This is a genomic window from Sedimentisphaera cyanobacteriorum (genome assembly GCF_001997385.1).
Taxonomy (GTDB): Bacteria; Planctomycetota; Phycisphaerae; order Sedimentisphaerales; family Sedimentisphaeraceae; genus Sedimentisphaera; species Sedimentisphaera cyanobacteriorum.
In genome coordinates, this window is the sequence record NZ_CP019633.1 from 1,380,824 (window position 1) to 1,394,570 (window position 13,747).

The following is a 13,747-nucleotide window of genomic DNA, read 5'->3' on the forward strand; positions in this document are numbered from 1 at the left end:
AACAGTTTAACGGATTATAGAGTCTTGAGATTATCAAAAATAAACTTAAAGACTAAAAGCCTTCGCAAGACACACATAATATACCTGGCAGGTATGTTTTTGTTGTTTATAACTCCGCTTTTCTGTCAGCAGTACTCACTTCGCCTTTCGAAGAAAATCGAGCAGCAGGCGGAAAGGGAGGAAGCTCTGCTTTCTTTAGCCTATCAGATGCAGCTTAAGATGCGCATTGCCTCTCAGTATTTCGAGACCTACTGCATTTCCGGCGAGGAGAGCTATGCAGTAGAGTTCGCCAAGATAGTAAACCAGATGGGGGGCACAAAAGCAATGCCCTTCCAGGAAGGCTTCGATGAAAACAGACGTCTTTATTCTAATGTTTCTCCGCAGCGTTTCGGGCTCAACAGCTCTCAGGGATCCAGCCTCAACAGCATCATAGACCAGATCAACAATCTTGTAGATTTTGAAATAGAATTCAGCAAGAAGATTCGAGAGAAATACACAGGACGCGATCCTAACGAAGTAGATCCCAAACTGGCAAGCAGATACTCGATCCTCTCAGGCAGAGACGATGTTATGGCCCCGGATGTTTACGAAAATTACTTCCAGAAAAGGCTTCGCATCAGGGATAATTTAGACGGCGTGATCTCTGAGTTGGGGGATTCATCGAGCAAACTCCGGGAGAAAAACATTGAACATCTTTCGGTGATGTCGGTTGTCAGTCAGGCGGCGACAGGCCTTTCTATAATCGGTCTTATCGGGCTCTCATTTTTTATGAACAAGAAGATAATAAGAAGAATCCTGAAAGGCTCTGAATCGCTTGAGAAGAACATCCGCGAGAACAATCTCTCTGCAAGGCTTAACTTCGGCGAGAGCGAAGATGAGATCGGCAGGCTCTCAAAATCTTTCAACACCTTAACGGCAAGGCTTTCTAATAATTATGAATTTCTAAGGACGATACTGAGCTCTGTTAATGAGGCTATTATCGTCTGTTCTCCGGATAAAGAGATTCTCAGAATGAATGAGTCTGCTGTTCGTATGACGGGCATAAGCGAGCAGCCGGAAGGAAGCAAGGCTGATAATATTGTCAAGCTCACTCATAACGGGCAGAAAGTTAGTCTGGAAGAGATTATAGACAGCGTAATCGCCCGGGCGGAAACCCGAAGCCTCAAAAAAGATCTCAATATGAAGTCTGCTCAGGGAGCTGAATATATAGTTGAGCTGGTGGCTAAACCTCTGCAGAATGAGAGCGGGGGAACATCAAACGTTATCATATCAATATTCGATTTCACTTTCCAGCATCAGCAGTTCCAGAAGCTTGTGGAGGCACAGAAGAAATTTGAGCTTCTGCTCAAGGGGTCTATGCTGGGGATGTGGGAGTATGACTACAACGAAAATGCCTTTTATACCCAGCCGGGTTTCTTCAGGATGCTCGGGTTAGAACCGCTCGGGGAAGGGCCTCATTCACCTAAAATCTTAAAAGATATATGTCATCCGGACGACTATGAAAACCTGATGGATTCAATTCTAAATTTCAGCGAAAATCCAAAAAGCGGGATTAAAGCGAGATTTCTGAGCGGCACAGGGAAATGGCGGAAAATTTATATCTACTGCGAATTTCTCGATTATCACAATACAGGCTCGAAAGATCTGCTTGCCGGCTTCAATCAGGATATTACAGAACAAGTGGAAGCTGAGCGGAAAATTGCCGAAAGCCATACCCTCCATGACGTGGCGGAAATTGCCAGCCTCGGATACTACAGCTACAACTTTGAAAAGAAGACATACGAAATTTCCGGCGGTATCAGAAAGATAATGGGGATGCCGGAAGGACAAACAGAAATTTCCCTAGATGAGCTCGCTGATGCGATAGAGGGCAGCGAAGAAGACGTTCCTCTGGTAGCCAAAAACTTTGAAAAATACGGACCTGGAATTGAGCCCAAAAAATTCCTTATGACGCTCGATTACAAAGGCGTAAGAAAAACGCTCAGGGTGCAGCCTCAAATCGAAAGAGACCAAAAGGGAGAGCCGAAAGGCCTTTGGGGCGTTGTTCAGGATGTAACCGACTTCGAAAAGGCACGCAAAGAGGCAGTGGAGAAATCCGCCCTATTCCGAGATATAACTGAAAACTCTATGTTCGGCGTATTTATAACCAGAAACAATGAATTTGTTTATTCAAATGAGCGTTTTGCAGAGCTCATAGGAGAACATCCGGATAGCTTAAAAGGCAAACATTACAGTGATTTATTTGCTGAAAAAACCTGCTCGCAACTTCAAGCGATAAACACCAGCAAAGACGGTACAGAGAACAATCCGCTTAATTTCGGGATTAAAATAAGCACAAAAGAAGGCAGGAGCTTCATTGCAAACATCTACCAGCGAAGCATTGAATACAACTCCCGCGAGTGCGTGCTGGTAATGCTCTGGGACGACACAGAAAAGGCTCAAACAGAACAGCAGCTTCGGCTCAATCAGTTTGCTATGGATTCGAGCAACGATGAGATCTACGTATGCGATGAAACCGGAAATATCATCTACTGCAATGAAGCAGTTGCCCATAATACCGGCTACGACAAGGAATCTCTGAGGGGCGAGAATATCTCGAGAATCTTCAACACAAACGAGAAATATCAAAACCGCCTGCTTGCCCAAGGAAGCAGCCGAATAGATAAGTTTGTTCAAACACGTAAAGACGGAAGTAAATACACCTCAGAGGTTAATATAACCAGCTTTATTTCGCCTGAAGATAAACAGCTATACTGCATTGTTTCCAGAGATATAACCGAACGAATCGAGATGCAGAAGAGCCTGCAGCTTATGAGCAAGGCTATAAACTCCTCAAGCAACGAGATCTATATCGCCGACAAAGACTCACGCATTATATACTACAATGAAACTGTGCTGAAAAACACAGGCTACACTCAGGAGGATATGGAATCTGTTCGTGCTTGGACAATGGCTCAGTCCAGCACGATGAAAAACATCGAGGACTACCGCGAGCTTTACAGCAGTCTCCAGCCTGGGCAGAACCTCACAAAAAGAAGCAAACAGAAAAGGAAAGACGGCAGCCTCATCAGCGTAGAGGTTGATATAATAGCCTTCAATTCACAAGACGGAGAAAAACTCCTTGCAGCAATCGTTACAGACGTAAGCGAGAGAGAGGCCTACGAGGAAAGACTCCTCCAAGCTAAACAGGCAGCTGAATCTGCAAATAAGGCTAAAAGTACATTTATAGCAAATATGAGCCACGAGATCCGCACCCCTCTTAATGCTGTTATAGGTTTCAGCCAGATACTTGCTCTCGAGATAGAAAAAGACAGCCATAAGAGCTATGTGGAATCAATTAATACCGCCGGACAGGCACTGCTTTCTCTTGTAAACGACATACTCGATATCTCCAAAATCGAAGCAGATAAGATTAGTATGACATCTAAAGAGACAGATGTTCTCAAAATGCTTGAAGAGATCAGTATGATATTTAAGTACAAGGTAATGCAGAAGAATCTGAGCTTTTCTTTGGATGCAGGCAGCATACCAACCCTTATGCTGGATAACAAACGCCTAAATCAGGTACTGATAAACCTTGCGGGCAATGCTGTGAAATTCACCGACGAGGGCAGTATTGAGATGGGCGCAGATTTTCAGTATAACTATGGTGATAACAGCCGAGGCACCCTAACAATATGGGTTAAAGACAGCGGAATAGGAATCTCAGAGGAGAATCAGAGAATAATTTTTGAGGAATTCGAGCAGGTTGAGCTTTCCGATTCAAGGAGCTACGAAGGTACAGGGCTCGGACTGAGCATATCTCAGAAACTCATAAAACAGATGGGCGGGGAAATATTCCTTGAAAGTGCGCTCGGTGCAGGCAGCTGTTTTACAATAGTTCTTCCTGACCAGAAGGCAGTAGATAAGCCCGATGTAATAAACGACAATAATCAAAAGGACGTATTCCTTAGGGCAAAAGGTATAAGGGCAATGGTGGTGGACGACATTCAGGACAACCGCTATATGCTCGAGGAGTACCTACAGAAGATTGGCTTCGATACACTCTCAGTTGAAGGTGCAGAAGCAGGGCTCAGCGAGCTTTACAGCTTCAAACCGGATATAATCATATCAGACTTGCGAATGCCTGTAATAGACGGCAGCAGCTTTGCCCAGAAGATCAGGCAGGATGAAACCTTTGGCGATATACCGATAATCGCCCTCACTGCGGCTATGGAAAGCAGCATCTCCTACGACTTGACAAGTTTCGATGAAACCCTGCTTAAGCCGGTAAACTTCAGCGAGCTATGCGATGTTTTGAGCAGATATTTTGATTTTGAAAGCTCAAAGATAAAGGCTTATGAGGATGAGTATAAAAAGGTTTCGCCGGAATATTCAACTGTTATCTGGGAAAGTACAATAGAACCCCTGAAAAAAATGATAAACTCAGGACTTGTGATAAACGAGGTCTCGCTTGCAGCTGATAAGATAATTTCCTTCGGCGAGGAAAAAGATGAAGAAGGCCTTACAGAGATAGGCAGAAAACTGAAAATGGCAGTGGAAACTTTTGATGTTGTTCAAATTGAAAAGCTCATAAACAAGCTTGAACAGATTTGCTCCGCTGAAGAGGAAGAGGTTTAGAGCGAGATTATTCTTTCTGCTATAAGCTCTGCTGTGAATTCGGCAGTATGATTGTGAAAATGTAATTTCACCCGCCAAAAAACCTTCCGAAAAGGGTTTGTAATGCCTGCGAAAAATATCGAGTTTCATATTGACAACGACTTATGAGAATTTACCTCCGAAGTCAAGAACCCTTTTGATTGCAGTAGTTTGCATAAAAAAAACCCCTCTTTGCAAAACCAGATAAAAAGGGGCGATTTAGCCAAGGTGGGACTCGAACCCACACGACCTTTCGGTCAGGGGATTTTAAATCCCCAGCGTCTGCCTATTCCGCCACTCGGCCATAATAAGAAAGAGAGATTATACTAATAAGGGCATTGTTTTCAAGATGCAAGATAAGCGATTTTGAAGCTGATTTTATAAGGGGGCAGTTGTCTAATGTTAGTATGGTTCGGCAGAAAACCAGAAATGCAAAATAAAAAAAGGGTTCCGCAAAAAACACGGAACCGCTTTAACCCTTTAATCCCAGCCATATTTAACTGCGATACTGAGAATAATTGTATAAACGCCGCTGGTCATTTCAAAACCATTATACGAAATTAAATAACCATTCTGCGTAGAAAGAGATTAAAAGAGGGCAAGAAGCCGTTTGTGCGGCTAATTATTCACAAAAATTTCTCAGCGAAAGCAAATATTGTGCGACAATATTTCCCGGCAAAGCTTTTTAAAGCCGCATCTATCCGCTTGTTTCCCGCCTTCGGCGGACAGGCTTTCTGCCTTTGGCGGACTCCACGTGCGGCTCTGATTGCCCTTAGTATTAGGCAGCAATTCCACGACACGAAATATTTAAGCCGAGCCACGAATGAATCCGCCGCAGGCGGAGAGGTATAGGAGGGGAGATTTTTTAACCGCTAATTTTCACTAATTTCCGCTAATATGGTTTCTTCGTGGTGAATAATTCATTTTAAAACCACGAAGGATATTTGTAAGATATTTTATAGAAGGGCTTTACATTCTTAAAAACAACCTGTGCTATCCGTGTCATCTGTGCATAATAATTTCACCAAAAAAAATATCCCCTTCGTGTGTTTCTAGGGCTTCGTGGTAAAAAAAACACAATTTTTTCTTAGATAATACCAAATTCTTCTTGAATATATGATTAAATATTGGTATATATAATAATAGAATTAGTATAGTTGGTATAACACCCTGAAAAATTTGGGAGATTTGTGTTGAAAGGTAGTTTAAATGAAAGAAAAAAGTTGTTCATTCAAGTTCTTGGCAGCATCAGCAATGGTTATGTTTTTATTGCCCCAAGCCTTCGCATCATTTTCATTTTCCGGCAGCAATGGAATATGGTCAGGCTCAAACTATCAATCAGTCAGTAGCTGGAGCCAAGTGTCTAGTGACGATAAGATCGCTGTTGGCTATACTGACCAAGGCTCTCTTGAGGGCGATGGAGGCAGTGTTGAAAGTTTAAATCGAATTTACGTTGGTCACAATCATTACGGCGAACTCTCTCTCTCCGGAGAAGGTACAACATTGAATGTTAATGGCTCGGAAAATCTGTCGGTTGGAATGGGAGCTTCTGGGCTGATAGAAGTTCTTTCTGGAGCAGCTCTTAACACAAATCATAACCTTGTAATTGGAGATGGGGATTTAGGCGAAATGACTATTAATAATGGAACCGTAAATTGCACTAACCACTTAATTTTTAATTACAAAGATAACTCAGATAACAGCAGCATTACAATTACTAACGGTGGTTCTTTGACTTCAAACACATACTTGTACACAGTTAATAACACCGCAAACCTTACTATAGAGGATGGCTCGGCTTCCTTTGAGAATATATATGCCGCTGGTTCATCTGTAACGAATGTCAACATCGGACTTGAAGGCAGTATTTATCTTGCCGGCGGAGGCGACAGCATCGATTCTTTTATTGAAGCTATCAGTAAAGATTCTAATGCTTCATTTGAACTGAAGCTATGGAACGATGGTGCTTATGTAAGTTACAGCTCATTACAGGAAAATACTGACTACTTTGTCTCAGATGGTATGATTACTGTCCCCGAGCCGTGCAGTATAATGCTTTTCTCTTTGGGCGGGATGCTTTTAAGACGTAAGACAGCAGTCTGATTTATTTGCTCGGCGCATAATTTTTATCGCTGATTAAGCAGATTTATCCAGCAGGCAGCTTGCGAAGCCGGCAAGTGAGAGTGTAAAGCTGTGAAAGGAAATAACTTACAATAATTTTTCCGCAGTTTTGGCGTGCATTGCTGTTTAAGGTTAATTATTTACATCTAAAACTGCAAATACACAAAAAATCTTACATTTTTTCTACTATTCCTTCCTTTTAACCTTGTATTTTTTTCTAATCATTATATCTTATATTAATGGAGAAATGTGAATAAGTTTTATAAACCGCGAAAAATAAATTAATCAAAAACTAAAAAATTTGAATTTTTTCTTGCATTTCTTCTTGCATTTTAAAGTAATAACACTTAGAATAATGCTATGGAAAACAAGGAACTCAATAAAAAGGGGCACAAGATGAAAACTAAGGCGTTATTTATGAATGTTACAGCATTTTCCCTTCTCTGTATAATGCTGCCCTGTGCAACACAAGCCGCATCTCCGGAATGGGAAAATCCGCAGGGATATGATTACTCAATGTGCATCTACGCACAGGTTTTCGATCAGCAGGGCAATCAAATTGCCTTTGCACCTGATTCGGCAATTTCCGCATGGACATCCGAGGGCACAATTTCAGGCTGCTCTGCCGAGCCTGTGGATTCGCCCGCGGGAACTATTTTCGCTTTTCAGGCTTTTTATGACCTTTCAATCGCAGAGGATTTTTCACTGAAGGTTTATGACAGGGAGCTTGATGAGGTGTTTGAAACGGAATACATTTTCGATTTTGAGACCGGCTCCACTCTCGGGGACGTAGTAAACCCTGTTGTGGTTGTTGCGAAAGCAAACTATCTCCCCTGCGATTTCAATGAAGACGGTTTTGTAGATTTGCTGGATCTTGCTTTATTGCAGTCTGAATGGCTTTCTGATACCAGCCTTGAAAGCGACTTGAATTCTGACGGCAAGGTTGATATTAAAGATTTTCAGCTTTTCTATAAAGAATTTGAAAATTAAACAATTTAATTCTGCGTCAATAATCAAAAAACCCGTCTATTTAAGACGGGTTTTTAATTTTAAATCCGAAAACCAAGCTTTAATCCCAAATTTCTAATTCATATTTATAAAGTTAGAAGCGGTAATCTCAAGGATCGAATATTAAATCCGCAATTCAAAGCTTAGCTTACTGAACCGTTGTCCAAGTGGCAATAAGTGCTGGATTATCTTTCATCCAATCCTTTGCGGCCTTTTCCTTATCGTCTGCGTTTGCCATAACATCCATAAGCGAGCCGATCTGAGCGGTGTTGAACTTAATTTTCGAGAAAAACTCAGCCACTTCCGGGAAATCGCTCTTGAATCCCTTTCTGCATATCGCCACAACTCTCTCAGTACTCCCGTAAACGCCTTTCGGGTCTTCGAGGAATTTGAGATCGTACCTTGAGAATTTCCAGTGCGGAGCCCAGCCAGTAACAACGATTGGCTCTTTCTTGTCGATAGCTGATTTTAATGATGCGGTCATTGCAGGGCCGCTTGAAGTGAGCAGTTCGAGATCGAGGCTGTAATCCTCAATCGCCTGCTTTGTTTTTTTCATAATCCCGGCGCCTGCATCGATGCCGGTTATCTGGCCGTCCAAGCCGTCTTTGATCTGGTTCAAATCTGCAACGCTGTCAATTTTCACGTAATCCGGAACAACGAGCCCGATTTTCGCAGTGTCGAACCACGTTACCAGCTCATCGAAATCCTTGCTGTACTGCTCCCAGTAATGGCCGTGAGTGGCGGGCATCCAGCTTTCAACCATAATATCCTGATTCCCTTCTGCCACAGACGCAAAAAGCGGCCCGAGGTCTGCAAGGGTCATCTGGACATCATATCCCATATCCGTAAGCATTACCTCCATAAGATGTGCAAAAGCAACGCCTTCAGCCCAGTTGCCGTAGCTGAGCTTAATCTCCTTTGTGCCCTGAGATTCTTCCTGCTGCTGCGCCTGCCGGTCGCCGTCATTCTGCTCGGGAGCCTGTTTTTTGCAGCCTGTAATACCTATTACAGCAGCCGCCAAAAACGAAAACGCCATAACACTAATTATTTTTTTCATCATAACTTTCCTTTCTAAACAATTTCAAATTAACCCGCACCCAAGGAGAGGATTATGAACATCTGAAATACTGACTATATTCAGCGCAGTAAAATGGGCAGCCCTCACAAGACTGCCCGAAATCTTTTTATCGGATGATTAAGATGCAAGGTTTAGTTTTAGAAGTAGTACCCAATGTTTACATTGAACCTTGTGTGCCAGCCCTTGTCGTCTGCGGCAGCAGAAAGACCGTCTGTCCAGCTGCTGTCGAGCCATGGCTGATTCTTACCCATTGCAAGGTCAACCATAGTGAAGAACCTTCCAACGCTGAAAGACATACCGAGAACGTTCTGGTGTGAATCGTTGTAGTCTGATTTGTCTTTGAGCAGTACTGAGTAGTCGTTGTAAACGGTAACAGTTTTGATCGGGCCGAAATTAACGTCGAGATCTCTGCTGATACCAGCTACAAGCATTGTGCCGTCTGCTGCTACCTGATACGGGAAGTCGTATGCACCCATTACTACGTAATCATCGCTTACGCCTGCAGGGTTTTCTGCATCGTAGCCGTACCTTATAGCTTCAAGCTTGGCGTTCCACTTGCCGTAGTAGCCGTCGAGGTGAGTACCGATTGCGTAGTGGTCGCCGTCGCCGCCGGTTTCATTGTTATGCAGCTGAGAATACTGAAGAGAGAGTCCGAGCTCGGTCTTGTCGCCATCGCCGTGGTCAAGTGTCTGAGCAAGTCTCATATTAACCTGATTGCGTTCAGTATTAGCGCCCTGAGGCGTATCGTTTTCAACTACATCATAAGAATACCTTGATGAGTCGCGGCTGTCGCCGTAGTAGCTTCCTTCGTCGCCGTAGTAGTAGGCAAGCTGCAGATTGGTATTGCCCATATCCTGAACCCACTTAACACCGAGGTCGTAGTCGTCTTCCAGACCTACGTAGTATGGAAGCTGGAAGAACCAGTTGTGAGATGCGTAAGGCAGGATACCGAAGGGTACCTGATGTACACCCACCTGGATCTGTTTGGTGTCATCAAACTTATACCCCAGCCATCCGTGATGGAGGAAGTGATAGAAGTGTCCTGGGTCAGCGTGATGTGTTCTGTAATACCTGTACTGGAATGAACCGATAATCGGGTCAGTTCCCTGCAAGTTTACATTAACGCCGATTGTGTCCAGTGCGAGCTCTCCGCCGTGCTCGTAATCCTTTGCCCAGCTCTTGTAAGCGTAATTCGCTCTTACGAATCCGCCAATCTTGAGAGGGCCTGCAGTGATAGGGAGCACCTGCTTATCAAACGAGGCGTTGGCATCGTCTGTCTCCCCGAATTTGATGCCGCTGAAAGCAGAATCAATATCCTGCTCGCTTGCAGCAAATACGCCCGCAGCCAGAAACGCAACCATCAGTGCGGCCGCTAAAGGAGTCTTTAGGGTCTTCATCAATGAATCCTTTCCAATTTGTAACAATATTTCACTTTTAAATTAACTACTTCCAGCTGTTTATCAGCTGCTGATTTTCTGCCATCCAAGCCTTGAGAGCTGCCTTTTTGTCGCCATCGGCATTAGCCATAGTGTCCATAAGTGTTCCAATCTGAGCAGTGTTGAATTTGATGCTTGAGAGGAACGCAGCAACTTTCGGCATATCTTCCTTGAATCCCTTGCGGCAAACCATGCGAATCTCTTCAGCGCTTCCGTAGATTCCCTTCGGGTCGTCGAGGAATTTTAGGTCGTATCTTGCAAACTTCCAGTGCGGAGCCCAGCCTGTAACCACGATAGGATTATTCTTATCGATAGCTGATTTCAGAGATGCTGTCATAGCAGGTCCGCTTGAGGTAAGCAGTGTATAGTCAAGGTCGTACTCTTTTATAGCTGTTTCAGTTGTCTTGGTGATTCCAGCACCTGCATCAATACCGGTAATCTGGCCTTTGAGCTTATCTTTAATAGAGTTTAGCTCTGTAATGCTGCTGATTTCCATGTACTCAGGAACAACGAGCCCAATTCTTGCATCAGTAAACCAGACGCCGAGCTGCTCGAAATTTTCGCTGTACTGGTCCCAGTAACTCTTGTGCGTTACAGGCATCCATGTCTCAAGCATAACGTCCTGATCGCCTTTGGCCACAGATGCATAAATCGGGCCTACATCAGCCATTGTAAGCTTAACTTCATAGCCCATATTTGTGAGCATCTCTTCGACCAGCTGCGAAACAGCCACGCCTTCAGCCCAGTTTACGTAGCTGATTTTAACAACCTTTGAGTCGCTGGCGGACTGAGCTTCAGCAGACTCAGAGCTGCTTGAAGAAGCGCCCTGCGATTCTTCGCCGCCGCCGGTTGTCTGTTTCTTGCAGCCGCTGAATGCGATCAGCGATACTGCTGCAAACGATAGTAATGTGAGTTTGAGTAATTTGTTTCTCATTTCGGATTTCTCCTTTTAAATAAAATTCTAACGATTTCCCCACTTTTCACCCATTGCCTGGGTTACTCTGTCCAGATAAATTGCAAGTATAACAACTGAAAGGCCGGCTTCAAACCCTAATCCAATTTTTAACTGGGTAATTCCAAAAAGAACCTGTTTTCCAAGTCCGCCGGCGCCAATCATTGCAGCGATAACAACCATAGATAATGAAAGCATAATCGTCTGGTTAATACCTGCAAGAATACTCGGAAGAGCGGAGGGCAGCTGTACCTTAACAAGCTGCTGAGTTGTTGTCGAACCAAATGAAACTGCCGCTTCCATTACCTCTTTAGGCACATGCCTTAACCCAAGGCTGGTAAGCCTTACTGCCGGCGGCATAGCAAAAATCACTGTAGCCATAGCGCCCGGAACCTTGCCAAGCTCAAAGAAAAGCACGGCCGGAATCAGATAAACGAAAGCCGGCATTGTCTGCATAAAGTCCAGAATAGGCCTTACCACTGTCTCTGCTTTCTCGCTCCTTCCTGCAAATATCCCAACAGGAATACCTATCAGAAGGGCAATAAATGTAGCGACAAGCACAAGAGCAAGCGTTTGAACTGTTGCCTCCCACAGCCCCATACCCACAATAACGGCAAAGCCGATAAGAGTCATTATAGGATAGTGGAAGTTTTTCCAGCCCTTAAGATACCACGCCAGCACGACCAGAATACCTATCAGAACCCACGGATTTGCACCCGTGAAAGTGGTTTCAAGACTATCAATAAGCGTACCAACGCCCTGATTGATTCCGTCGAAGAAACCTTCAAAATTGTCGGTAAGCCAGTTTATTCCCTTTTCAAATGTATCGCCTATCTTAAGATTCATTATTATCTCCTTCCGATGACATTGCTGCAAGAATACTTGCACGGGTAACAATCCCCTCAAAGTGTCCGTTCTCGCTAATTACCGGAATAGGCAGCGCCGTCTCAGAGGCTGCCGGTATCATTTCGGCAATAGCTGTGTCAGGTGTGCTTGTGTAGGCGTCTTTAACGATAATTTCATCGAGCTTCTTTTTATTCTCTTTAGAAAGCCTGATTGCATCATCAATTTTCACGTGCCCTATGAACTCTCTGTTCTCGTTTACAACAAACAGAGTTGAGAGCCCTGAACGCTCCATCTGCCTTAGGGCCTGGGCAGGCCCGTCCTTATGAGAGGCAATAACTTCCGGCTTTCTCATAACAGTTTTTGCTGTGATAACCTTGGACCTGTCAACATTTTCAACGAAATCACGAATATACTGAGACGCGGGAGCGATAAGGATATCTTCAGGCGTGCCGATCTGCTCAATGAAGCCGTCTTTCATAATTGCAATCCTGTCGCCGAGTTTGAGTGCTTCGTCGAGGTCGTGTGTGATAAATACAATTGTCTTGTGCATTTTCGCCTGAAGCTCGAGCAGTTCATCCTGCATATTGGTTCTTATAAGCGGGTCCAGTGCGCTGAAGGCCTCATCCATAAGAATGATATCTGTATCAGCGGCAAGAGCCCTTGCAAGCCCCACTCTCTGCTGCATACCGCCGCTGAGCTCGGCGATCATGCTGTCTTCATAACCCCCAAGACCAACCAGCTTAACTGCATTTTCAGCAAGCTCATATCTCTTATTCTTCTCAACGCCCCTAATTTCAAGGCCGAAAGCAACATTATTCAACACGTTCTTGTGAGGCAGAAGGCCGAAATGCTGGAAAACCATAGACATCTTCCGGCTTCTGAGCTTATTGAGGTTTTTCTGGTCAAGCTCCATTATATCTTTGCCGTCAACTACTACCGAACCTTTAGTCGGACCGATAAGACGATTCAGGCAGCGAACCAGAGTGGATTTACCGCTTCCGGAAAGCCCCATAATAACGAACGTCTCTCCCTTCTGCACCTCAAAAGAGGCATCATTTACGCCTATTGTGCAGCCGGTCTTGGCCAGAATCTCTTCTTTGTTCATTCCCTTTTCAATCAGAGGGAAAACTCTTGAAGTATTCCTTCCGAAAACCTTGAAAAGGTTTTTAACTTGAATTACTGACATACCTGTCTCTCTTAATTTAATTTTCCAATTTCAAAGTAAACGTGCAAAGCTAATACCCGCCCTCAATTCAGCGGCAAAGCCGCACGATATCCTCAGAAAAATAACTGGCACGACTGCTAATCGAGCCTGCCAGGACACTAACTACCGCTGATAATGGGCAGATTAAACAATATTTATAACACGAAAGATTTCAGTTGTAAAGTTTTTTATTAAAACTCTGAAAACATTATCTGCTTCCAAAAACCTTTTTAAGCCTTAAAAACCGATAAAAAAGCCGTTTTGAAAGTTCAAACAGCTGTTTTTTTATTCGCAATGCGAATGATTAAAGCTAATAAGAAAAAATTTCCTTAACAATAATAACAAGTATTTTTACAAATAAATATCCTAACAAACGAAACTGCAGCAAAAGAGTTTATTACTGAACAGCAGTACAGACGAAGATTTATATTCCAAATCGAAAAAATTCCCGCTGTCTGCATCGC

8 protein-coding genes and 1 tRNA gene are annotated in these 13,747 nt (G+C 43.7%); 3 read left to right on the forward strand and 6 right to left on the reverse strand.

Annotated elements, in window-relative coordinates; translation table 11 throughout:
• Positions 1–99 precede the first annotated feature (99 nt).
• The gene (locus L21SP3_RS05405) at positions 100–4,620 is read left to right on the forward strand and encodes a PAS domain-containing hybrid sensor histidine kinase/response regulator (protein WP_161488111.1); all 4,521 of its coding nucleotides are present in this window, start codon (positions 100–102) and stop codon (positions 4,618–4,620) included.
• A gap of 238 nt (positions 4,621–4,858) precedes the next feature.
• Here the strand turns inward: L21SP3_RS05405 and L21SP3_RS05410 are convergent.
• A tRNA-Leu gene (locus L21SP3_RS05410) sits at positions 4,859–4,942 on the reverse strand.
• Positions 4,943–5,847: 905 nt separating this feature from the next.
• Between L21SP3_RS05410 and L21SP3_RS05420 the strand changes: the two genes are divergently transcribed.
• Entirely contained in the window at positions 5,848–6,741 is an 894-nt protein-coding gene (locus L21SP3_RS05420; RefSeq protein ID WP_077539833.1) for a hypothetical protein, read from the forward strand.
• A gap of 378 nt (positions 6,742–7,119) precedes the next feature.
• Entirely contained in the window at positions 7,120–7,749 is a 630-nt protein-coding gene (locus tag L21SP3_RS05425) for a dockerin type I domain-containing protein (RefSeq protein ID WP_077539835.1), read from the forward strand.
• Positions 7,750–7,915: 166 nt separating this feature from the next.
• On the opposite strand, the gene L21SP3_RS05430 is transcribed toward L21SP3_RS05425, so the two are convergent.
• The 5 genes from L21SP3_RS05430 to L21SP3_RS05450 all read right to left on the reverse strand — a co-directional run bounded on the left by L21SP3_RS05430 (position 7,916) and on the right by L21SP3_RS05450 (position 13,265).
• The gene (locus tag L21SP3_RS05430) at positions 7,916–8,827 is read right to left on the reverse strand and encodes a glycine betaine ABC transporter substrate-binding protein (RefSeq protein WP_077539837.1); all 912 of its coding nucleotides are present in this window, start codon (positions 8,825–8,827) and stop codon (positions 7,916–7,918) included.
• Positions 8,828–8,982: 155 nt separating this feature from the next.
• Complete coding sequence (locus tag L21SP3_RS05435) at positions 8,983–10,242, reverse strand: porin (RefSeq protein ID WP_123785142.1); 1,260 nt, start codon at positions 10,240–10,242, stop codon at positions 8,983–8,985.
• 46 nt (positions 10,243–10,288) lie between these two features.
• Positions 10,289–11,215, reverse strand: coding sequence for a glycine betaine ABC transporter substrate-binding protein (locus L21SP3_RS05440; RefSeq protein WP_077539841.1), 927 nt, complete (start codon positions 11,213–11,215; stop codon positions 10,289–10,291).
• A 27-nt stretch (positions 11,216–11,242) separates the two neighbouring features.
• Positions 11,243–12,079, reverse strand: a complete 837-nt coding sequence (locus L21SP3_RS05445; protein WP_118084521.1) for an ABC transporter permease — start codon at positions 12,077–12,079, stop codon at positions 11,243–11,245.
• Complete coding sequence (locus L21SP3_RS05450) at positions 12,069–13,265, reverse strand: quaternary amine ABC transporter ATP-binding protein (RefSeq protein WP_077539843.1); 1,197 nt, start codon at positions 13,263–13,265, stop codon at positions 12,069–12,071. The genes L21SP3_RS05445 and L21SP3_RS05450 overlap by 11 nt, the downstream gene beginning before the upstream one ends.
• Positions 13,266–13,747: the final 482 nt, after the last annotated feature.